Origin of the sequence: Acidisarcina polymorpha, assembly GCF_003330725.1 — a bacterium.
Lineage (GTDB): Bacteria > Acidobacteriota > Terriglobia > Terriglobales > Acidobacteriaceae > Acidisarcina > Acidisarcina polymorpha.
Genome location: NZ_CP030840.1, coordinates 4493703 through 4516085, shown reverse-complemented (window position 1 = coordinate 4516085; position 22383 = coordinate 4493703). Strand labels below are relative to the sequence as shown.

Here is a 22383-nt window from a genome sequence, read left to right as displayed (position 1 = left end):
GCAGGCAGTAGCTCTCGTAGGTGTAAGCGTGATCAGGCAGAATTGACTAACTTGAGTTTGCTCACGATTTCCTGAAATTTCGGAATACTTCGGATCGAGTCGAATCGTGGATCGACCGCAAGCCATGGCAACTCGGGCTCCTTGTCCGCAAAGGCCGAGGCAAGTGAGGAGAGTGCGGCTTCAGAGTCCCCAAGCGCCATCAAGAGCGACGCCTGTCGAAATTTGCTGAAAGGCTTCCCCGGCGCCACGAGCTTGAACTCATCGACGATAGCCAACGCCGCGGTGATTTCTCCACAGCGGGCGAGCAACTCGGCGATCCAGGCGCGCAAAGATAGTTGTGCGCCTGCGCTGCGCTGAACCATCCTGGCCAACTTCTTCGCCTCCTCCAGCTGACCGAGTTGAACATATATCAGCGCCTGGTACAGCAGCACTTCGAGCGGCAATGGTCCATATTTCTGCGGTTCCGAGAAATGCCCAAGTGCCTCATCATACCTCCGGCTCAGAAAGAAAAACTTGGAACAAGCGACTTTCTGAAGATAGGAAAAAGGATCAGTCTGCTGTGCATTTTCCAGGTAGAGCCAAGCCTCATCGAAGCGCCCCAGCAAGGTCAGAAGCATAGCATACTGGCGATTACTGACTGAGTGCGACCCTGAAGCAGTGGCCTGCCGAAAACTGTCTTCCGCGGCGCTCCAATCCCATTCCAGCGCTAAGACGTTTCCCAGAGCGGCGAGAGATTCGTTCATTTCACTATCGAGTTCGATGGCCCGTTCAGCAGCATGCCTGGCGAGCGAGACGAGATCCACTGACCGCAGTACGTCGTGCAGGGCCATCCACGAATAACATTGCGCAATCCCGCAATAAGGCCGAGCAAATCCCGGAGCGATCTCGGTCACCTCGCGGAATTTCGTCAGGGCAGCCTGAACATCGGCAGCGGTTCCCTCCTCGAGAAGTGCCTCTCCTTTCAGGATGGCAGGATACACGGAGAATAGGAATGGCCCTGCCGATGCCTCCGCCGAGCGAATGATAGACTGCTGTGGACGCACGCGGTTCACGAGAGCGGAGGCGAACTGCTCCTGCACGGTGAACAGGCTCGACGAATCGACGGCGGCATCGAATCGCTGAGACCAGAGTTGAAAGCCATCTGCATGCACGATTCTGGAAGTGACGCGGATCCGATTTCCTTCTTCCCTCACTGTTCCTTCGAATACGATCTGAACTCCCAGCTTACGAGCTAGCGCGGGAATATCAGGGACTTGAAGTCCAAGCTGAGCGATCGAACTGGCCGCGATTACCCGGCAGCCGTCGCAATGCATGAGTTCATGAACCAGTTCATCGGTGACGCCCCTTGCATAAGTGGAGGATAAGGGCTGCCCCGATACATCGAGAAACGGTATGACGGCGATGGCTATTCCCGAACCTTCTACAAACAAGTCTTCACTAGAGCTTGCAACTCCCGACGGCCCATCGGACGGCGCACTCTTGGATCGAAATACAGGGATGTAGCTACCCGGACGGAAATAGATGAAGACCGGGTCTTCCTTACCTTCCGATTCGTAATACTCCTTCAGTTTCAACCGCAGCCGGCGTGCTTCAGTGCGAACGATCGAGTCCTGGCTCGGATGATAAGGCGGCTTGCGATCGTAAACCTCAGTGCCGATGATATATTCCTTGAGGCCCTCGTCTTTGCCGCTGAGAGCGTGTTCCACCGTGAATCGAAGGAAGCGGCCGAGACGATCCGACTGCGCAAAGATCGGGCTTTGCAGGATTCTGGTAAGCTCCTGGCGGATCGTGTCTTTCGAAGCCGTATTTTCGTTGACCGTGTTCACTTTTTCACAGCTCCGTGCGGCTTGAATTCGGGCGTCGTCCCGGCAGGTCTTTGCTGCCCAAAGGGAAGCTGGAATTCGGAGCGGGCTGTTGCAGAACGAGCAGTGGCCACCATGGGGCCATTTTAGCCTTGGATGGCTTTGGATCAAACTGAACTGAATTTCTCATCACTGTTAGCTAACAGTTGCATACTCACGTAACCAACAAACTCTGTCATTCTCGCGTGTATGTAGTGCGAGGACAATAGTGACGGAGAACCATGAACAGATACGAATACTTACTGTCGCAGGCGCTGAGATGCGAGAGGATTTTCGGCGTAAGCTGACTTCCTTCGGTATGTCTCCAGTCCTTGTAAGCCGTGCGGCGGAGCTCGCACACTACGTTCGACACGGAGAAATATACCAAGTCGCCCTGATTCCCGCAGCTCTTCAGGATAGCGACTGGTGGTCGATCTGGGGAGATCTAGCCCTGCTCAATCCAAAGCCCGCAATTTTGGTCTATGCCCATACGGCTAGCTTCCCCTTGTGGTCTGGAGTTCTCGAGGCAGGAGGCTATGACGTCATCGTGGAGCCGTTCACCGACGAGAAGCTCAAGGGAGCAGTGCTGCGCGCTGCCGAAAGTTTTGCGCAACGCTCGTCGGAAGGCCCCTACCAGGAATAAGCTAGCGAGGAAGACCCTGGAGGCTACGAGGATCCAGAGGGCCGCGTAGACCCCACTTTCGTGGGGGTAGACCCATTATTTGGAGTCGGGCCAAACCCAACGCACATCTCTAGGAGAAGTTCTTCCTAAGAGATTTAAAGAGACGATCTCAGACAGTTCTTCGTCTCCCTTCATCACTGTTAGCTAGCGGTGAGATACGTTGTGATTCCAGTTGAGGCATGCGAGTCTTTCTTACGCAGCTATATAGTTAGGGCGTTGACGAACGGAGCGCCAGGACCTTTTCGCTGCTTGCACTTAACGTGTTCAACGAAGCTTTGATCCGCGAAGTTCAGGGAGTTGTATGTTCAGAAAGATCGCCGTCGCTTACAACGAATCCCCCGAATCCGAGCGTGCGCTGCTCTCCGCCATTCGGCTAACAAAGAGCCTCGCAGCGGAACTGAGCACGATCACGGTTGCTGCGGATCTACCCGCTTATACCGCTTTCGCCTCAGCAACCGACCCGGATCTGACGAGAGTTCTGAAAGATGACCGACTCGACTTTTACGAGGGATTGCAACGGAAGGCCTTAGCGATGGCGCACGACCACAACGTTGAGGTCACCAGTCACATCGTAGAAGGCCACGATGTCGCCGCCATCGTCGACTTCCTGCGCAAACAGCATGCGGACCTCCTGGTGATTGGCCTGCACCAGCGCGACTTATACATAGCGAGATTATGGAGCACTGTCTATGAACTTGCTCAGGAGGCGCCTTGCAGCATCCTCGGCGTTCATTGATCAAAGTGGTAGCGCACCGCTCCGGATGTGGTCGGCTTTCGATTGCTAGGCGGATGACCATTTCCGTCTTGCCGGAAGTGCCCACCTTGGCGACATCGAAAGCCGGGAACAACGGACTTGCATCTGCAATCTCCCATGCGAGGGGCAATTAAGACATGTCGAAACGAGCTGTCATCTTTCCGGTAATCACGCTAGGAGTCGCCGCCGTGCTGCTTTTCGCGATCAGAGATGGCTGGACTTCCTGGGAAGGTGGAAGCGCCGAGCAGCGCACGGACGACGCCTATGTGCGCGCCGACATGACGCCGCTAAGCACACGTATTTCGGGCACGGTGCGGAAAATGGAAGTCGGCGATTACGAAACGGTCCAACCCGGGCAAGTGCTGGTGCAGCTTGACGACGAGGACTACCGCGCAGTGCTCGCGGAAGCAAATGCAGCCTTGGCCGGCGCGCGCGCGCAGTTGGAAGACAACCAGGCCGCAAAGCGGATCGAAGACACCAAGATTGAAAATGCGGGAACGGTTGTTACGCAGGCTGAATCGGCGGTCACCGCAGCCAAGGCCGGCGTAGCCGCTGTTGAGCCGGATGTTCTGCGGACCGACTTGGAACGAAAGCGCCAGGAGGCTCTCCTCTCTTCCAAGGCAGCAACTCATCAGCAGGTAGAACAGGCCGTTGCAGACGCAACTCGTTTCTCTAGCATGCTCGCCAGTCGCCAGGCCGATCTGGAACGCGCTGAGGCTTCGCTCGCAAGCAGCCACAGCCTGCTCGAAGCCGAGAAGCGGCAGCGCGAGGCGCTCGACATCAAAGACAACGTCTACCGCGCCGATATCCAGGCCAAGCAAGCAGCGATCGTCGTTGCCAACGTCAATCTTGGCTACACCAGAATCGTTTCACCGACGGCAGGTGCAGTCGGGGAACGCCACGTGCAGGAAGGTCAATTAGTGGCACCTGGGATGCAGGCCATCGATTTGGTCAAGGGCGACGTATGGATTCAAGCGAACTACAAGGAAACGCAGCTGACCAACATTCGGAAGGGGGACGTCGCCGATATCAGCGTCGATACGTTTCCTGGAACTGTGCTCCATGGGAGAGTTGTTGAGATAGCGCCGGCAAGTGGTTCGCAATTCGCGCTGTTGCCGCCCGACAATGCGACCGGCAACTTCACCAAGGTCGTGCAGCGAATCCCGGTCAAGATTGCCCTTGATCCAGACCATCCGCTGCAAGGCATGCTGCGTCCCGGCTTCTCTGTCGTAGTCACTGTACATGCCTCCGGCAAAACCGCCAGAGCGGAAGGCGCACAGCCTTGAGCGATCCCGCAAGCCCGCCGTCAGCAGTTCCTGCATCGAGGGTGATTACCACTCACCCGATGCTCGGGGTCTTCGGCGTTCTGTTTGGTGCCATGATTGCCACCTGTACAGGCCGCCTGATCAGCGTCGGATTGGCAGACCTGAGAGGCGCTCTGCACCTCGGCTTCGACGAGGCGTCGTGGATCGGCACGGCATTTAATGCATCCCTCATGTTCATCGGCCCCTTCTCCGTCTACCTGGGTGGCCTGCTTGGTGCGCGTCGAGTGCTCTTAGCTTGCGCATCGTTGTTTACGGTGGTCAGCTTGTTACTTCCCTTTGCTGCCAACCTCCCGATCATGCTTGCGTTGCTGGTGCTCGCAGGGCTAACGGCCGGCACCTTTTATCCGTTGACCCTTTCCTTCGTGTTGCGCAACCTGCCAATGCGATATGTCCTGATTGGGATTGCGACCTATGCGATGGACATCGTCTTCACGACCAACTTCGCGACCACATTGGAAGCTTGGTATATGGACCATCTCTCCTGGCATTGGATCTTCTGGAGCGGCGCGGCGCTAACTCCAGTCATGATGGTCCTGATTTACTTTGGAATTCCGTGGCAGCCGCTGCCGCAGCCGAAGGAGGGTCAGCCGAAACCAAATTGGAGAGGATTCCTATACGCGAGCCTGGGCCTTTCGCTCTTGTATATGGCGCTCGATCAGGGTCAACGATTGGACTGGCTGCACTCCGGCACCATTATTGGATTGATCGTATCGGGCGCCTTCCTCATTCTCGTTACGGTGATACGCAGGCTCGTAATGCCCAATCCCATGGTGAATTTCAAATTCCTCGCCAGACGGAACACCCTGCTGCTCGGCATAGTCTTGTTTTTCTTTCGCTTCATCATGCTGTCGACCGTCGTCCTGATCCCGAGCTATCTTTCCTCGGCCAAAGGGTATATTGCATTGCAGACCGGCCCGGTCCTGCTCTGGGTTGCTCTTCCGCAGATTTTGTGCGGTTTCCTGGCAATGTATCTACTACAGTACGTGGATGCCAGGCTGATCCTGACCGCCGGCTTCGCCATGGTAGCAATGGGTTGCCTTGTGAATGCCCATCTCTCCTCGGAGTGGTCGGGCGGCAATTTTTGGTTCTCTCAGGCGGTTTTGGCGATGGGCTTCGCGTTTGCCTTTAACGGCATGGTGGGAGCGATCATTCTCGAGGTCATCAACACCGGAGCTCTCAGCCGGCCGATCGATGTTCTTACTTTTGCCGGCTACTTCCAAACTGTTCGTCTTTTGGGCGGAGAAATCGGGGCCGCCTATATGCAACATTTCATCCCCGTGCGCGAGCAGTTCCACTCCAATATCCTCGGTCTCGGCGTCGACCTCGGCCGTTCGACCACAGATCAACGCTTGCTCGGTCTAAGGGCAGCCATGGCGAGTCACTCTCCCGGATTGGCGACCGCGACGGCGAGAGCTGCAGAGATTCTCGGGTTGCAGGTGAGGCAGCAGGCGTTCACTTTGGCGATCACCGACGGCTTTTTGCTGGTGGCCTCCTCGGTCATCTGCTGTTTGTTGGTCATTGCGTGCATGCAGCGAGTGCCTACGCAATATAAGCAAGTTATATCTGCTCCCGTCGTGCCGGCCTGAGAGGGCGAAGCAGGGTGAAGGAATCGAAGATGCAGCAGTTAAAGAAAAACCGGCGCTCGTCGCGCAAAGTCATCCTGCCGATCTTTTTGTTTGTGACTGGAATATCTTTGCCCGGCGCGGCAAATGCTCAGACCGCGGCTCCGTTGTCCCTAACTCTCTCCCAGGCCATCGACTTGGCGCTCAAACAAGACCGTAGTCTTCTGCTCGCCCGGCTCTCAGTGATCGACAAGGAACATAAGAAAGAGATTGCCCGCTCCGATTACTTTCCCCACATCAAGAACGAGTCCAGCGTCCTGCACTTGACTGAACTAGCCGGGGTGGATGTTCCTGCCGGAGCCTTTGGTGTGCCGCCAGCCACCGGCCCGATTCCAGCCAGGAGCTTATTTATCGGCCAAGGATCGCTGACAAGTTATACCAGCGGAACCGGCTTGGCGCAGCCATTCACCCAGATGTTCAAGATTCACGAATCAAACCGCGCCGCCATCGCTGATATCAATACCGCGAAGATCCAGGTAAATCAGGCTGAGGATGAAATCGCACTCAAGGTTAGACAACTCTACTACGGCCTGCTGATCGGTCAGCTGAGACTTCAGGCGGCAGCCGATGAAGTGAACGCCAACCAGGTGAAGGTCCAGGAGAGTGCAGACGCCGTGACGCAAGGACGCGCCCTCGATGTTGTGGCGCTTGAAAGCCGGGCAACGCTACTCGACGCTAAGCAGACCGAGTTGACGCAGACTCTCCAAATTCACGATCTCACGCTTACACTCAATGACATTCTCGGGATCCCGCTGAAGACAGAGCTGCAACTCGATCCGGACACTTCAGCGGCGTCCATTTCGACTCCCAGCCGTGAAGAATGCATCAGCATCGCACGGCAGCAAAGTCCTGAGATCCGAGTCGCACAGCAAGCAGTTATCAAAGCAAAGGCTGCCCTGGGAGCAGCAAAGGACGCCTATATTCCCGACGTAACTGGATTAGCCCGGTACAGCTATCAGAGCGGCGTCCCGCTCTTAGTTCATAACTTCGGGACCTTCGGCCTTAATTTCAGCTATGACTTGTTCGATGGCGGCCGCCGCAACGCGGAGATTCGAGACGCACAGACAGTACTCTCTCAAGCAGAACTCAATCTCGCCAAGATAGACGACGAGGTGACCGTACAAGTAGAGGCAGCTTACGACAAGGTGGAACAACTGAAAAGCATGGTTGGAGTGGCGGAAGAAGCACTAGGGGTGAGAACGGAAGCCGCCCGCCTGACAGATCGTCAATATGAACAAAACGCCGCGCTTGCGTCGGCGCGGGTCGAGGCCCATGCAAAGGCTACTTCGGCTAAAGCTTCATTGCTCGAGGCTACCCTCGGTTTGTCGCTGGCCCAGGGCGAACTCAAGCGCACTCTCGGTCAGTTGCCTCGATAAGTCAAAGAGCCTTCGCATCGAGACGACTAGCCCTTATCTTAGTTGAAGACGGGTATCAGTATGTACTCTGCAAATCCAGCCGTCATTAGCGCCGTGGCAGCCCTCGGAGGCTCATCAGTCGGGGCGCTCGCCCCTATTTTAAGCAACTTCATTCTCCAACGCAGTGCGACACAACGGGACCTTCTGACCAGCCAAATCTCTCAACGAGAGACGCTCTATTCCGACTTCATCAACGAAGCATCCCGCCTCTATGGTAAGTCGTTAACCAACACCCTGGAAGATATCGATGAAGTGGTGGCGCTTTTTGCGATCGTGAGCCGAATCCGCCTGCTCGCGACGGAGCCAGTCTTGCAGGCAGCCGAGACCCTGATCAAACGGATCGTCATGCACTATGGAGAACCGAACCTTACCGTCGAAGAGATGCGGACTGCCGCGCTTACGTCCGGGGCGGATCCGTTAGAAAGCTTCAGCTTCGCCTGCCGCAAGGAGTTGCGCGATATTCTTCGAAGGGGAAAACTCTCGGCGACCCTCCGCACTTGAATCGTACCCCCACTCGGAGCAATCCAGCCTCACCATGCAAACGCATGGCGAGGGCGGGTAGACTGCTCCTAAAATAAGCATCGCACTTAGCATTCACTGAAATGCCCCACACTGAGTTCAACTATGAACCGCCGTCTGAACCCAGAGCGTTGTTGACTATCTCCTGGGCCTCGCTAACGATCGCATCCAGGTGTGTTTGGCTCTTGAAACTCTCCGCATAGATCTTGTAGATATTCTCGGTGCCGGAAGGACGGGCCGCGAACCAACCGCTGTTCGACACTACCTTTAAACCCCCTATAGCAGCGTGGTTGCCTGGAGCGCTGGTCAGCTTGGCAGTGATTGGCTCGCCTGCCAGATCCGACTCTTTGACGGACTCCGGCGAGAGCTTCTGCAACTTGGCTTTCTGCTCCGGCGTCGCGGCAGCATCGATGCGCGTGTAATACGGAGTGCCGAACTGCTCGGTGAGTTCGCGGTAGTGCTCCCCGGGATCCTTGCCTGTGCGAGCGGTAATCTCTGCCGCCAGCAGGTCCATAATCGGGCCGTCCTTATCCGTTGTCCATACGGTACCGTCGAGGCGCAGAAAACTGGCTCCGGCGCTTTCTTCCCCGCCGAAGCAGTAAGAGCCGTCATACAAACCTGAGACAAACCACTTGAAGCCTACTGGAACCTCACTCAGCTTACGGCCCAGGTTTTCGACGACTCGGTCGATCATGCCGCTGCTCACCAGGGTTTTTCCGACCACCGCATCTTTGGACCACTGCGGACGGTGCGTCAGCAAATAGCGAATGGCCACGGCAAGGTAGTGATTTGGATTCATCAATCCCGCAGATGGAGTGACGATACCGTGACGGTCCGAATCCGGATCGTTGGCAAATGCGACCTGATATTGATCTTTCAGACCGACCAGACTCGCCATCGCATAGGGGCTCGAGCAATCCATGCGGATTTTGCCGTCGTGGTCCACCGTCATGAACGAAAATGTCGGGTCGATCACCGGGTTGACGACCTTGATGTCCAATCCGTAGATGGTGTTGATCGGCTCCCAATAAGGCCGGGCGGCTCCCCCCAGCGGGTCCACCCCGAGCTTCAACCCGGCGGCGCGAATGGCATCCATGTCAACGACGTTCTTGAGATCGCGAACGTAGGGCAAGATCAAATCTTGCTGATGAGTACACGCCGCTTGGAGGGCCTCTCCGTAAGGAATTCGCTTGACGCCTGCATTGCCGCCCCGCAACAATTCGTTCGCACGATCTTCAACCCATCTCGTGACTTCGGTGTCCGCGGGGCCGCCATTGGTCGGGTTGTACTTGAACCCTCCATCCTCGGGTGGATTGTGGGACGGCGTGATGACGATTCCATCCGCGAGATGCTCCTTGCGGCCCCGGTTATAGACCAGAATCGCATGCGAGATCACCGGAGTCGGAGTGACGCCATCACCTTCCTGGATCACCGTCTCCACACGATTTGCCGCCAGAACGCTGAGCGCGGTCTGCTGGGCGGGTGCAGACAAGGCGTGGGTATCTTTCCCCATATAGAGCGGCCCGTCGGTGCCCTGGGCGCGCCGGTAGTCGCAGATTGCCTGGGTTATGGCGAGAATGTGGGCTTCGGTAAAGGTGCCGCGCAATGGCGAGCCACGGTGGCCGCTGGTGCCAAAGACGACGAGCTGGTTGCGATCTGCCAGATCCGGATGGCGCTCAAAATACGCCGCCTCCAGGCGAGCCAGGTCCACGAGCAATTCTTTTGGGGCCGGTTTGCCGGCGAGCGGCGAAATCTTTTCGCTCGCGCTTGGCGGCGATTGCGTCTCTAGATGACTGGGCATGGTTCCACCTTCCAGATATCGGATGCATATTCAGCGATCGTGCGATCACTCGAAAACTTACCAGAGCTCGCAACGTTCAGAATAGCTTTCTTCGCCCACGCCTCAGGATCGGCATATAAAATCCCGACTTGGTGATGCGCTTCGCAGTAGGATTTTAGGTCCGCCAGGTGCATATAGTGGTCTCCCATGGTCAGGAGCGTTTCGCGCAAGGGTGCGAATATACCCGGTTCATCGGGGCTGAAGTGGTCGGAGAAGATTAGGTCGAGCGCTTCGCGGGTCTCCGCGTCATGATCATAGTGCCAGTACGGGCTGTACCAGCTGCGGCTGTTCACGACCTGTTCCACGGTCAGCCCGAACAGGAAAAGATTTTCTTCGCCTGCCTCTTCGGCCATTTCAATCGTCGCCCCATCTCGGGTACCAACGGTTAGTGCCCCATTCATCATGAATTTCATGTTGCTCGTCCCACTGGCCTCATAACCGGCAGTGGAGATTTGGTTGGAAACATCACTCGCCGGAATCAATCTCTCTGCCAGAGAAACATTGTACTCGGGCACAAATAGGACTTTAAGCCGGCCCTTTACCACGGGGTCTGCATCGATCGTGGCTCCCAGGTTATTGAGAAATTTGATGATCAGTTTGGCCAATCGATACGCGGGGGCCGCTTTTCCGGCGAAGATGAAGGTCCGCGGCACTACGTCGAGCTCCGGATTTGAGCGCAGCCGGTTATAAACCACGATGATCCGGAGCGCGTTCAGCAGTTGCCGCTTGTATTCATGAATACGCTTGACATGGCAGTCGAAGAGAGTGCCCGGATCGATAATCTGCCCGGTCGTCGATTGGAGCCAATCGGCAAACCGCTGCTTCGCCTGCCGCTTGGAAGCGAGAAACGCCTCGCGAAACCCGCCGTCCTCGGCAAACCGGCGAAGTTCCTTGAGCCTGCTTAAATCGGTGACCCACTCCTTGCCAATCGCTTGAGTAATCTCTTGACCCAGCGCGGGATTAGCCTGCAACAACCAGCGCCTGGGCGTGACGCCGTTCGTCTTATTGTTAAAGCGGTCGGGAAACACCTCGGCAAGGTCCTTAACCGTCGTTGTCCGCAGCAGTCTCGAGTGGACTGCCGCCACGCCGTTGGTGCTGTGCGAGCCGACAATCGCGAGGTTCGCCATCCTGATCTTGCGCCGCTCGCCCTCTTCAACGAGACTCACCCGTTCAACCCGCCCGTTATCTCCCGGAAAGCGAACGCGGACCTCATCAAGCAGACGGCGGTTGATCTCATAAATAATTTCCAGGTGGCGGGGAATCAGTACGTCAAACCAGGCCACCGGCCACTTCTCCAGGGCCTCCGGCAAAAGCGTATGGTTTGTATAAGCAAGCGTTTTCTTCGTCAGCTCCCAGGCCTGGTCCCATCCAAGGTGAGCATCGTCCAGCAGGAGGCGCAGCAACTCAGCGACCGCCATCGAAGGATGAGTATCATTGAGCTGGATCGCCACTTTTTCGGGCAGTTTTTCCCAATCCGTGTTGTACCGCTTGAAGCGGCGAATGATATCGGCGAGCGAACAGGCGACCAGAAAATACTCCTGCAAAAAACGTAGTCCCTGCCCCGCCGTCGTGGAATCATCAGGGTAGAGCACCCGAGTCAGCGATTCCGCTTCCAAGGTGTCACTGAGCGCACCGACAAAGTCGCCAGTCCCAAATTCCTTGAAATCGAAATAATCAGGCGCCGCTGCCGTCCATAGCCGGAGGGTGTTAATCGTCTTGCCTCCATAGCCCACTACAGGACGATCGAAGGGTATGCCAATTAAAGTGGAGGGCCTATCTCTAACGGTTTCAATGTTTCCCGCTCGCAACTGAAAAGAGCAATTCAGCTTGACTTCCACCTTCTCGTGATGTCGGGCAACCTCCCACGGATCACCGTCTCGTAGCCAATTGTCCGGATTCTCCTGTTGCCAGCCATTCGCAATGGTTTGCCTGAACATGCCGTATTCGTACCGCAGTCCATAGCCCGTGGCCGGAATTTGCATCATAGCCATCGAGTCGAGAAAGCAAGCTGCCAGACGGCCGAGGCCTCCGTTGCCCAGCCCGGCATCCGGCTCCTGTTCGATCAACCCCAGCCAATCTAGCCCCTTTGCCTCGGCCGCTTGCTGCACGGCCGGATCGAGTAACAGGTTGCTGACATTGTTGGCCAGGGAGCGGCCAATTAGAAACTCTAGAGAAAGATAGTAGACGCGCTTGGCATTCTGCTGTTCATAGGTTTTCTTGGTTGACACCCAGCGCTGCGCGAGGATGTCCCGGATAGAACGGGAAAAGGCTTCAAACTGCTCACGGGCGCTCGCGACCGCCGGATCGATCACCCGATCGTAGAGCAGGTGGTGCTCGTAAAACGCGTGATCCGCCCCGATGTAAGGGCTTAGGCTCCCGTAGGATTCAAGAAGCTGTGACAGATTGGCTGGGTTCTGGTTCGACTTCTCGGGTGCCGCGGATTTCTCTTCCCTTAACGCCGGTGTGCTCATCGAAGATCCTTTAGGCTGAGTGTCATAACTCGTTTGTGTGTCACCTTACGAGCTGGCCATTAATTCTCGATGATTATGTACGGGATAATATTTGCGGTTGATTAAGAGCCGAAGATCTTCCGGCGAGCGATTCATCAACGTCCCGAGCCACATGATGATCGTCGTTCCAGAGTTGAATCACCGGTCGGGAGAGGTTGTGCTCGTAGCTGAGCGCGCTTAGACTCGCGGTGTTCAGTATCCAATGTGCGCCGGAGCCGGGATCAAGGCTTAGCCAGCGGGCGGCAAGAACGCGAAGGAAGTGACCGCTCGAAAATAGAAGCGTATTACCCGTAAGGGATCGAACCAGGCCGACAACCCGGTCGGCGCGGTCGCCAACCTGTGCGGGCGATTCTCCCTCCGGACAGCCGTCACGGAACAGCTGCCAGTCCGGACGTTCAGCGAGCACCTCGGCCGACGTCAGCCCCTCGTAGCGGCCGTAGTTCCACTCCACAAGATCGCGATCAATTTTCGCCGGGCCTTGAAATCCGGCCAATTCACAGGTTCGCCTAGCACGCTGCAATGGGCTGGTAAAAACGTTCGCAAACGTGATGTTCTTCAAACGTTCTCCGAGTCGCCGTGCGTTGATCTCGCCGTCTGCAGTCAGGGGCAGATCGGTGAGACCCGTATGCTGTCCCGACTTAGTCCATGCGGTATCGCCGTGACGCGCCAGGTATACCGTTGGAAGGACTTTGCTCATGATTTTCTCCCCTCAAGTGTTCAGTCTTCTTGCGGCTTTCCACATGTTCCAATCAAATCGCCGGGAAGGCAAGAACGTGTTGACTCCCTGCTACCTCGAGAGGAGTAGCTCCTCGGCATAACTCTCCAGCGCTAACCGGATAATTCCTCAAGCCCACGGGGGGAGAGGATGCGGATCGAGTAGCCGGCGATCTGAATAAGCTGTTCATCCTGGAAACGGCGTAAAGTCCTGGTCACCGTCTCCCGCGAGGTCCCGGCCAAAGCGGCAAGTTCCTCGTGTGTAAGCGTCATGGCGAAGCGCGACTCGCCTTCCCGGTGGCTTGCCCCGCAGCCCCAATTCAGCAAAACCGCCGCTAATTTTCCTGCTGCTGAGGCGGAAACGGCGAGACGCCGGATGTTGATAAGCGCCCTATTGCTTTCAAGCGAAAGCGCATGAGATGCATGCAAACTTGCCTCGATATGCTCGTGCAGAAACTCGTTGAACTCTGCCTTTCGAACTCGTTTGAACTGCACGGATTCGATGGCCTCCGCCGTGGCCTCGTGTCGGGCGCCGGCGATCATCGCGCTGAGTCCAAGAACATCCCCAGGTTGAGCAACTTTAAGAATCACTCTTTTCCCCGCCTTCGAAGTGCAGAAGAGCTTGATCTGCCCGGTACAAAGCACGAATATCTCATCGCACGCTTCCTGCTCCCGAAACAGAGTAACGCCCTTGCTGACGTCACAATTTGACCCAATTGCTTTGAATTTTTCGAGGCTGGGAGGAGAGAGATTACAGAACATCCTTGAAGTACGATAAGGGCATGTTCCACAGTCCATGATCTGGGTGACTCTACCGAAATGCTGCATTTCACAACCTCGATGGTGCCTTCAGAGAGAAAACCACGCCATGCAGTCTCCTTTCTCGCTCCTGAATCGCTGATAGATCGTCACTCTGACGAGGCTGCGCGCCGCCTCGTACTGTCATCGATCCATAAATCCAGCAGGCAATCAGGCATCGCCGCCCTCAGCCGGTTTGGCGCTGGTTTGCGTGCACCTAAGGCATGCTCCTGCGAAGGATATTGCGGGCGCGGGACAACCGTGACTTGGCGGCCGAGACGGAGATACTCAGTCGTTCCGCTATCTCCACCGTGGACAGATGCTGGCTCTGACGGAGTTCAATAACCCTGCGGAGATTCGGCCGTAGCCGGCCGACCGCCTGCTGCATCTGTGCACCCCTCTCATAATCTGCGTAAAGTGCCTCAGGACAAAACCTTGTGTCTGGAATTTGAATGCATGTCAAGCCATTGTCGTCATCCAGCTTAGCCTCAAAAGGAACTTCCCGCAGCGCTCGCTTCTTGCGAAGTATCCCAAGCGCAGAGTTAATGGCAATGCGAGTCATCCATGTCGAGAACAGCGAGCGTCCATCGAACGAACCGATATGCATGAAGGCCTTCATCTGCGCACTTTGCAACGCATCCTCAGCATCCTCGCGATTGCCGGTGATCTGGTAGGTCTTGCGAAATATCGGTCCGTAATGGCGGTCAGTAAGTTCAACGAAGGCGCTTGCCTCCCCGCGCTTCGCCAGTTCCACGAGCATCTCTTCCCTCGTAGGGGCCGGCGGCTGGGCATTGCCTTCGATCATCGACAGTTGATTCATGAGGTTGCCATGTCCCTTAGGTTGAATGTTTGGATCGCCTACTTCGGGCGCGTGCTCCACTAGCCTTCTAACGCAGTCTTGCGCAGCGGCGTGAAAGAACTCAGATCCGAATTGCCTTCCTCACTCGTTGCTGCGGTTCAATTCACGATGGCATCTGCTGCATTCACTATGGCAGTTGATCCCCTCTACCAATAGGTGAGCAACGGTTAGCTCACAGTCAGCTAGCTCGGTCAACCTGAACCACGACCAGTCTGAACGACGCTTCGAGCAGGCTTGTGAGTGAGGATCTGTCACCTTGCGATCGCCTGCCCGATCTACACCCCGTGATCGTCGAGCGATGACCGTTAGCCAACGACCGTCAAACTCCCTCACTTTGCTCCTTGAGCTTGGTTCGCGTTGGCGACGCAACCCCTGCGATACAATAGGCTTTTAGGTGCAGACTCACGGTCCTGTCCCGCCGGCCTTCGGCCAAATCCAGCAATCAGCACTAAGGAGCCTTTTTATGGCGATTCCCGCCACCCAGATGCGTCCGGGCATGATTATCAAGCACAATAATGAACTTCACGCGGTCTTTGCCGTCGAGCATCGCACCCCCGGCAACCTTCGCGCCTTTATTCAGGCGAAGCTGCGTAATCTGCGCACCGGCGCGATGTTTGAGCACCGCTTTCGCTCCCCGGACCCGATCGAGCGCGTCGTAGTCGACGAAGTTCCGATGGAGTTTCTCTACGCGGACGGCGACGATTACTACTTCATGAATCCGCAGGATTACGAGCAGACGACGTTGAAGCAATCCACGCTAGGGGATGCAGTCGAGTACCTCACTCCAAATCTTCAGATTAAGGTTTCGTACTTCGACGGAATTCCGGTCGGCATCGAGCTCCCGGGCACGGTCGAGATGACGGTGGTCGAGACGGAACCCGGCATCAAGTCGGCGACCGCCTCGTCAGTGACCAAGCCGGCAAAGACCGAGACCGGGCTGGTCGTACAGGTGCCACCGTTCATCAACGAGGGGGAGAAGATCAGGGTAGATACGGCTGAAGGCGCTTATCTAAGCAGAGCGTGATTGGCAGAGCGCGATTAACGACAGACTTGCCTCCTGAAATCTGGAAAACCCCACTCGAGTCTTCCAACTCCGTGGGGTTTTCTTCGGTTACGAAGCTCCGCGGCCTGGATGGCCCTTCGACTCTACTTTGACGAGAGCACCAGGGAACTCAACTCACCCAGGTGTATATACGATGAGCCCGAATTGATGTCCACATAGCTCTTCTGATTATTCTTATTTGCCCTTTCGAGCAGCCCGTATTGCCGACCCGGTGCCAGGCCGCAGCCGGAAGGTACGGTGATGTCCTTCGCGCCGCCGCGATTAACCGCGACGAGCACGCAATCGTTCTGTTCCTTCCGTTCGAAGACCAGGACATCGGCGCTGGCATATAAGGGGATATAGGCGCCCTTCCAGATGGCGGGACTTGCCTTTCGCAATGCGGCTAAGATCTTGATAATCTGGAACGCCGACGTGTCTTCTTCCCAACTCTTCATCCCTGGGCGATTGAATGGATCGTCACCAAAAGCATTGATCGACTCCTTGCTGTAGGAGTGTCCATTCTGCTCATAGAGATCGTAGTTGGCGAGATACTGCTCATCGCCATAATAGATGATTGGGATACCCCGCACCGTCATCAGGAGCACCGTTGCGAGGTCCATCCTCCTTTCCCGTTCGGCTTCGCTGCAGATTCCGATCTTGTCCAGCCGCACCATGGTTCGAATCTGGTCGTGATTGTCGATGAAAGTCCCCTGCCAGGTATCCCGGCCTTCGAAGGCTGTCACTCGCTCCTTCAATAGATCGTTCAGCATCACCCCATCGAACACTTCACTCGAATACTCGTAGCTTCCGCCGATGAACCGATTCAGTGCCAGAGACAGCGTGAAGTCCAGAATGTTGGTCCGGAAGTAGTCATAATCGTTTGCGAAAGCGAGGGACCTCTGGTCGCCGACTCCGCCTCCTGACCACTCTCCAACAATGTAGGGCGGCGTACGCCTATTTATGTCTCCTGCATGTTCGATCATCTCGTGGGTGAATTTCGAGATGAAGTCGGGAAAGGGGAACTTGACCGCGTCGAGGCGGAAGTCCTGAACGCCGTGATCCATCCAGATTTTTCCAGCATCAATCAGATAGTCGGCAATGCGGATATCGTGTTGGTTGTAGCCGCTCAGATCCGCGAGCAGGCAATGATGGAGTTGCCAGTAACTCCAATCGGCATCGCTTTTCTTCTCTGCGTCCTTGCATTGTTGGGTATCTTGATAATGCTTGTACGCACGGACACCATTCTGCTTATCGAAATCATCTTGGTAGGTCTTCACCAGGATTTCGTCGTTCTCGCCTTGAAAGAGCCTCCCAAAAACGTGATTGTCGTACGGGTTGGAGTGGTTCAGGGTAATGTCCTGCATATAGCGCATGCCATGGGCTCGCAAGTGCGAACCCAGTGAACTCACGTCGTCCCAGTCTCCGAAATGCGCATTGACTTTGTCATAATTCTGCACCCAGTAGCCGTGGTATCCGGTACCATACCCGGTTCCTCCTTCATAGGCGCGAACATTCTCCATCAAGGGCGTCAGCCAGACCGCCGAGACCCCGAGCTGGTCGAGATAATTAAGCTTTTCTTTCACACCTTGAATGTCACCGCCCCAGTATTTCCGCCATTGATCTTCTTGCGGACAGCTCGTAGTGAAGCAATCAGAGGTATTTGTGGCGTCTGGGTATTCCGGATCGATGTACGGATGGAAAGGATGTTGGGGGTTGAAACGGTCGGTGACCGCGAAGTAAATCGTGCGCGAGCGGTAGTCGACTGGTTGCTGCGCCCAAATCGAGTTCCGCACGAGCAAAAGAAAAACGAGCGATAAGAAGCACTTCGTCACTTTCCACCTCGAAGGGAGCTTGTAAATTAACCGGCCAGCGAGCTGTAAAAATCTTCTGCAAAGGACAGGTTGGCTCGGGGAGACATGGGAACCATGGGAACCATACTGCGAAATCAACCCATTTTGCTCTCGATCGCTCCGCGTGTCTATTGATTGTTTAGGTGGAAAGTCTTGTTTAAGGGAGGAAAGCCTTGCTCGCGCGACAGCAGGCGAGAACTTTTGCACGGGAATCCACCGGGCCCTTACGTTACAAAAAGCACAAATCCGGCTGGGTTGCGCCCCACTTCATCATCTGCAACACTGACCTAGAAGCAATGGTCCACCATTACCTAGTCAAGGGCCGCGTTCAAGGAGTAGGTTTCCGCTGGTTTGTCCATCGCGAGGCCGCGGAACTCAACTTGCGAGGCTGGGTGCGCAACACTGAAGATGGCCATGTCGAGATCGTGGCCGCCGGAGAGCCAAAGAACCTTGAACTGCTACAACAGGCGCTCCGGAAGGGCTCGAGAGGCAGTCGGGTCGACGCTGTATTGCGGCAGGAATTAGCGGAGACCGAGGCTGAAGGTTTCGGGCCGTTTCACATCGAAGGAGCTTGGTAGCCTTCCATTTAAGGAGTTTGTCCCCAATTTTATGCCTCTTCCCCCCATTGATTGCGAGCCGCTGAAGGCCCTTGTCCGCACCGTTCCTGATTTCCCCAAACCAGGCATCCTCTTTTACGACATCACTACGCTGCTGAAAGATCGCAAAGGCTTCGCCGAGATGATCGACGCGTTTGCGCAACACTACATCGGCTCAGACGTCGATCTGGTACTAGGAATTGAGGCTCGGGGCTTCATCTTCGGCCCGGCGCTTGCCTATCGCCTGAATGCCGGATTCGTGCCCGTCCGCAAGCCGCGCAAGCTCCCCGCTCCCACCGCCAAGGTTACTTATGACCTTGAATATGGCAGTGATTCGCTGGAAATCCACGTGGATGCCATCGAACCGGGGCAGAAGGTCATTCTCGTCGATGACCTGCTCGCCACCGGCGGTACCATGGAGGCGACAATCAAGCTTGTCCAACAGCTTGGCGGCGAGATCGCGGGGCTGGCTTTTGCCGTCGAACTTGATTTCCTTAGGGGACGAGAGAAGTTTGCACATTACGACGTCTTCAGCCTGCTTCACTACGACGAATAATTCCCTGCCGGAACACCCACATGCCGAAGTGTGGGTTTGACCGGGACTCGCAGGAATGCCCAGGGCGAAGGCGGTTGAGCTGTTCCCTAATTCTGGGCAAAACGAAAAGGGCGCACTCCGCGCCCTTTTCGGAACTCAGACACTTCTTAAACGGCTCGCGTCCCGCCTCGCAAAAAGTGGAAGACGATCGAAATGACCGCGAAGATCAACAAGATATGGATCAAGAATCCTGCCGTGTGGAACACGAAAAATCCACCCAGCCAGAGCAATACCAGAACCAGCCCGATAATTAAATACATCTCTTTCTCCTTAAACGTGCTCGCCAGAAGTCGCCCGCCGCAGGGGGGCGGCTTGTGTAAACTCTTGGTTACCATTAAGTTGCATCAATGGCCTCAGAAGTTGTTCCAATTTTCAGGAAATGAACACCGGCAGACTTCGTGTAAGCGCGTTCACAGCTCAATTTGGGCAAATACCTTGATGTAGGAGAGAAGTCAGCCGCCTTGCGCAAGTGGATTGCGATGCATCCATGTTTGTCGACGCCTTGGGCGATTAGGTTGCTTTGAAGGGTCTGTCACCACCCCAGAAGCTCATTCAGAAATTTCCGTATTCCGACTAGGGACATAATCGACCGAGCCCGTCTCCTCTGACAAAATCGGGAGCACTGGTAGCTTGGCGGTATGCTTCGCTTCGGACATCACTGCGTCGAGGTGCTCCAACACCTCGGTCACGGTCATGGTGTACATCTCTCGACCGTTGTCATACCCGGATTCAACCGCTTCTTTCAGGTAATGACCGGCTATTTGAGCGGCTAGTGCATCCGTGATGACGCCCCCGCTCCGCTTCTTCTGGGCAACCCATGCCACGGCCGGCATCGCGATCCACACTGGCCGCTCATTGACTTCGAATCTCACATCAACAGCATCGGCATGCCGGGTGGCGATCGCGACAATGTTGGCTTTCCACTGGCAGTGGAGATCTTCACCTGTCCAGCGGTCTCTTACCTGGAAATCTTCGTACATATGTTCCTAGCCTATTGACATGAGTGCATCGTGGCAAGCCCCTCGACCGTCTGTTGAAGACAGAAATACTTTCGCCCTGCTGGATGCGGAAACATCTATTTCTGAAATCTCGCGTCCAACATGAGGACAAACGATTCTCGATACTTTGAAGGAGCACTCGAAGTGACCCATTCGCCAGAAACCGTCCGCCAGTTTGAAGACAAACTGTTGCGCCAACAGGCGGACCTCCAGCGCGCCATGCTCTCCGCCGTCGAGCAGGGCCGTGAAACCAGCACCGATGACACCCAGGATGTCGCCGATCAGGCGGTCGCCTCCTATCAGAAGGAATTGCTGTTTAGCCAAGGAACGAACGGGCACGTGCAACTGACGCTGGTGCGGGCAGCGCTGGATCGCCTTTCCGATGGGACTTTCGGTGAGTGTCTGCAATGTGGCGAGACCATCGGTATCAAGCGCCTTGAAGCCCTGCCATGGACTCCTTATTGCATAAATTGTCAGGAAAAGATCGAAAACGGCGAACTGGAAGATCCTGTCCGCGCGGCCTAGCCCAGTTAGAAGATGAGCGTCCCAGGCTTGCCGAACCTTAGCCTGGGACGACTCACTTGCTCCCTGACTTAACTTTTCCTCTTAAATCACTTCCTTTACTTCACTCCTTCAACCGGCGTAATCGCATTCTTCGCTTCTGGGTCTCGCGGACTTACTCCAAAATCCCAAACCGCCAGATTGATCTGGCCTGGTGCGAGGACCTCCATGAGGGCATATTCGTCGATGTCCAATGGCTGCTTCGGAGTCAATTTCATCCAATGATTTCCCGGCAAAATCTCCGATGTGGTCTCAACGATATCCACCGACTGCTCTGCCTTTCCTAACAGGCTGATTTTGAGTGCGCCAATCACGCGCGTCTCACGTTTCACCTGTACCCGGATGATCGCGTAGCGACTGGTCGCTGAGCTATGCGACTTGTCCTTCACTGAACTTGCTCCACGGGTGTCGACGGTGAGTGCCGAATCATCGGCCTCGGTGCGCTCCTTCGGATCATCGAGGCTCACATAGATCACTGGCTGGCTCACGTGCAGCTGGACTTTAGCCTTATAGCCTTCCAATTGGATGAGTTGCTTGGTGCCTCCGCCGGGAATCGCTGCTCGCAGAACGTTGTGGGGTGTGCTGGTATTCAGGCCGCCGCTGTTCTGCGGCACTTCGATCAGTTCCGGCTGATCGTGAAAGGTATCGAGAATGAAAACCCCGTCCGCATCCGGAAGCCGTAGACCGGGCGCCACAGTCGGCATTCTCGCCACCTCTTCATCGTGCTCAGCTTTGGCCTCCTTGTCGATCTGAGCCGCATCCTGGCTTCCTGCGGGAACGGCAATCGGACTCGTGACGACTGGCCCGGGGGCTCCAGGAGCATGCGCCTTCGCCCAGGCGTTCGTCGCGCTCCAATCCACAAGGCTTGCAGGGAGCTCCTCCCAATCTCCGCCACGCTCAGCGCTGATGTACCGGACTCGATCGCCAACCACCTCATACTTGTGAACAATTTGGTAGGAACCGTCCTTCAATATCAAGCGCTGGTTTGAGGCCTGTGCCGAAGCCATCCATGAACAGCAAACCAAGAGCAGAGACATCGAAACGAGTCGAAGGTTCTTCATTTGGCTATTAGAGCAAAAACGAAGTCCGCGGGAAGCTTTTCGCGACTGTTATGAGGGCCTTTCTCGAGAAAAAGCCTTCTCAATTTGGAGTTTTGTAGAAACCATCTTCGCCTTTGTATTCGACAACTCTCAGCAAGCCAAAGTCACTCTTACTGGAAACAAAGTTGGCCTCATCTACGTCCTTTTTTCTGGACAAGCGGAAAGAAAATCCAGGTGGTACGCTGTTGAAGCAATTGCAAGGAGGAAGAATGCGGCGGATTTGGATGGCGTATGTGGTGACGGGTGTGACTCTCTCCGTAATGGCAGGCGCACAGCAGCCGGCAAATTCTGCAAGCCCAAGCGCTGCGGACTCGCTCTCGAAGGAAGTGCAGACCAACTATGAGCGCATAAAGGCCAATGTCATCAAGGCAGCCGACAAGATGCCGGCCGAGGACTACAGCTTCAAGCCTACTGCCGACATCCGCACCTTCGCGCGCGTGGTTAACCACGTTACGGAGGCACAGGATCGGATCTGCGGAGCCATTAACCAGACGAAGCAAAGCGCTTCTACAGTTCCGGCGGAAACGGCCGACAAGGCAGCTATCGTCGACGCTCTCAAGTCCTCCTTTGCCGAGTGTGACAAGGCGTACGCATCGCTCACCGATGCCAACATGAGGGAAGTCATTGACGCTGGTCCCTTTAAGCGCTCCCGCCTGGGACTTCTATGGGGTAACGTGGCACACGACAATGAACAATATGCAACCTTGGCCATCTATATGCGACTTAAGGGGCAAGTACCGCCAAGCAGTGAGAAATAGCCTG

At 55.7% G+C, this 22383-nt stretch carries 21 protein-coding genes; 11 read left to right on the top strand and 10 right to left on the bottom strand.

Features of this window, described 5'->3' with window-relative positions:
• Positions 1 to 32: 32 nt before the first annotated feature.
• Entirely contained in the window at positions 33 to 1826 is a 1794-nt protein-coding gene (locus tag ACPOL_RS19075) for a hypothetical protein (protein ID WP_114208460.1), read from the bottom strand.
• A gap of 244 nt (positions 1827 to 2070) precedes the next feature.
• On the opposite strand from ACPOL_RS19075, the gene ACPOL_RS19070 reads away from it, so the two are divergent.
• From ACPOL_RS19070 to ACPOL_RS19045, 6 genes are all read left to right on the top strand, one after another.
• On the top strand, positions 2071 to 2484 hold the full coding sequence (locus ACPOL_RS19070; protein ID WP_236656887.1) for a hypothetical protein: 414 nt from the start codon (positions 2071 to 2073) through the stop codon (positions 2482 to 2484).
• Between the two features lie 340 nt (positions 2485 to 2824).
• The gene (locus tag ACPOL_RS19065) at positions 2825 to 3259 is read left to right on the top strand and encodes a universal stress protein (protein ID WP_114208458.1); all 435 of its coding nucleotides are present in this window, start codon (positions 2825 to 2827) and stop codon (positions 3257 to 3259) included.
• Between the two features lie 155 nt (positions 3260 to 3414).
• Entirely contained in the window at positions 3415 to 4563 is a 1149-nt protein-coding gene (locus ACPOL_RS19060; protein ID WP_114208457.1) for an HlyD family secretion protein, read from the top strand.
• Positions 4560 to 6188, top strand: coding sequence for an MFS transporter (locus ACPOL_RS19055; protein ID WP_236656886.1), 1629 nt, complete (start codon positions 4560 to 4562; stop codon positions 6186 to 6188). The genes ACPOL_RS19060 and ACPOL_RS19055 overlap by 4 nt, the downstream gene beginning before the upstream one ends.
• Before the next feature lie 29 nt (positions 6189 to 6217).
• Positions 6218 to 7600, top strand: coding sequence for a TolC family protein (locus ACPOL_RS19050; protein ID WP_114208455.1), 1383 nt, complete (start codon positions 6218 to 6220; stop codon positions 7598 to 7600).
• A 60-nt stretch (positions 7601 to 7660) separates the two neighbouring features.
• Entirely contained in the window at positions 7661 to 8140 is a 480-nt protein-coding gene (locus ACPOL_RS19045; protein WP_114208454.1) for a hypothetical protein, read from the top strand.
• Positions 8141 to 8261: 121 nt separating this feature from the next.
• Here the strand turns inward: ACPOL_RS19045 and pgm are convergent, their stop codons facing one another.
• From pgm to ACPOL_RS19020, 5 genes are all read right to left on the bottom strand, one after another.
• Positions 8262 to 9959, bottom strand: a complete 1698-nt coding sequence (gene pgm, locus ACPOL_RS19040; protein ID WP_114208453.1) for a phosphoglucomutase (alpha-D-glucose-1,6-bisphosphate-dependent) — start codon at positions 9957 to 9959, stop codon at positions 8262 to 8264.
• Entirely contained in the window at positions 9944 to 12469 is a 2526-nt protein-coding gene (locus ACPOL_RS19035) for a glycogen/starch/alpha-glucan phosphorylase (protein WP_114208452.1), read from the bottom strand. Before ACPOL_RS19035 ends, pgm begins: the two co-directional genes overlap by 16 nt.
• Before the next feature lie 73 nt (positions 12470 to 12542).
• Positions 12543 to 13205: a histidine phosphatase family protein gene (locus ACPOL_RS19030; RefSeq protein ID WP_114208451.1), complete on the bottom strand. Its 663-nt coding sequence runs from the start codon at positions 13203 to 13205 to the stop codon at positions 12543 to 12545.
• Between the two features lie 131 nt (positions 13206 to 13336).
• Entirely contained in the window at positions 13337 to 13984 is a 648-nt protein-coding gene (locus ACPOL_RS19025) for a Crp/Fnr family transcriptional regulator (protein WP_114208450.1), read from the bottom strand.
• Positions 13985 to 14237: 253 nt separating this feature from the next.
• Positions 14238 to 14840, bottom strand: coding sequence for an RNA polymerase sigma factor (locus ACPOL_RS19020; RefSeq protein WP_114210922.1), 603 nt, complete (start codon positions 14838 to 14840; stop codon positions 14238 to 14240).
• A gap of 502 nt (positions 14841 to 15342) precedes the next feature.
• On the opposite strand from ACPOL_RS19020, the gene efp reads away from it, so the two are divergent.
• Entirely contained in the window at positions 15343 to 15903 is a 561-nt protein-coding gene (gene efp, locus ACPOL_RS19015) for an elongation factor P (protein ID WP_114208449.1), read from the top strand.
• 122 nt (positions 15904 to 16025) lie between these two features.
• Here the strand turns inward: efp and ACPOL_RS19010 are convergent, their stop codons facing one another.
• Positions 16026 to 17753, bottom strand: coding sequence for an alpha-amylase family glycosyl hydrolase (locus ACPOL_RS19010; RefSeq protein WP_161557440.1), 1728 nt, complete (start codon positions 17751 to 17753; stop codon positions 16026 to 16028).
• Between the two features lie 191 nt (positions 17754 to 17944).
• Here ACPOL_RS19010 and ACPOL_RS19005 point away from each other — a divergent pair, with 191 nt between their 5' ends.
• Positions 17945 to 18349, top strand: a complete 405-nt coding sequence (locus ACPOL_RS19005; RefSeq protein WP_236656885.1) for an acylphosphatase — start codon at positions 17945 to 17947, stop codon at positions 18347 to 18349.
• Positions 18350 to 18380: 31 nt separating this feature from the next.
• Positions 18381 to 18923, top strand: a complete 543-nt coding sequence (locus ACPOL_RS19000) for an adenine phosphoribosyltransferase (RefSeq protein WP_114208447.1) — start codon at positions 18381 to 18383, stop codon at positions 18921 to 18923.
• A gap of 146 nt (positions 18924 to 19069) precedes the next feature.
• On the opposite strand, the gene ACPOL_RS18995 is transcribed toward ACPOL_RS19000, so the two are convergent.
• Positions 19070 to 19222 (bottom strand): lmo0937 family membrane protein, encoded by a 153-nt coding sequence (locus tag ACPOL_RS18995; RefSeq protein WP_114208446.1) that lies wholly within the window; start codon positions 19220 to 19222, stop codon positions 19070 to 19072.
• 288 nt (positions 19223 to 19510) lie between these two features.
• Positions 19511 to 19942 (bottom strand): hypothetical protein, encoded by a 432-nt coding sequence (locus ACPOL_RS18990; RefSeq protein WP_114208445.1) that lies wholly within the window; start codon positions 19940 to 19942, stop codon positions 19511 to 19513.
• Between the two features lie 162 nt (positions 19943 to 20104).
• Between ACPOL_RS18990 and ACPOL_RS18985 the strand changes: the two genes are divergently transcribed.
• Entirely contained in the window at positions 20105 to 20485 is a 381-nt protein-coding gene (locus tag ACPOL_RS18985; RefSeq protein ID WP_236656884.1) for a TraR/DksA family transcriptional regulator, read from the top strand.
• A gap of 95 nt (positions 20486 to 20580) precedes the next feature.
• On the opposite strand, the gene ACPOL_RS18980 is transcribed toward ACPOL_RS18985, so the two are convergent.
• Positions 20581 to 21582 (bottom strand): hypothetical protein, encoded by a 1002-nt coding sequence (locus ACPOL_RS18980; protein WP_150133064.1) that lies wholly within the window; start codon positions 21580 to 21582, stop codon positions 20581 to 20583.
• Positions 21583 to 21830: 248 nt separating this feature from the next.
• On the opposite strand from ACPOL_RS18980, the gene ACPOL_RS18975 reads away from it, so the two are divergent.
• Complete coding sequence (locus ACPOL_RS18975) at positions 21831 to 22379, top strand: DinB family protein (RefSeq protein ID WP_114210920.1); 549 nt, start codon at positions 21831 to 21833, stop codon at positions 22377 to 22379.
• Positions 22380 to 22383 lie beyond the last annotated feature (4 nt).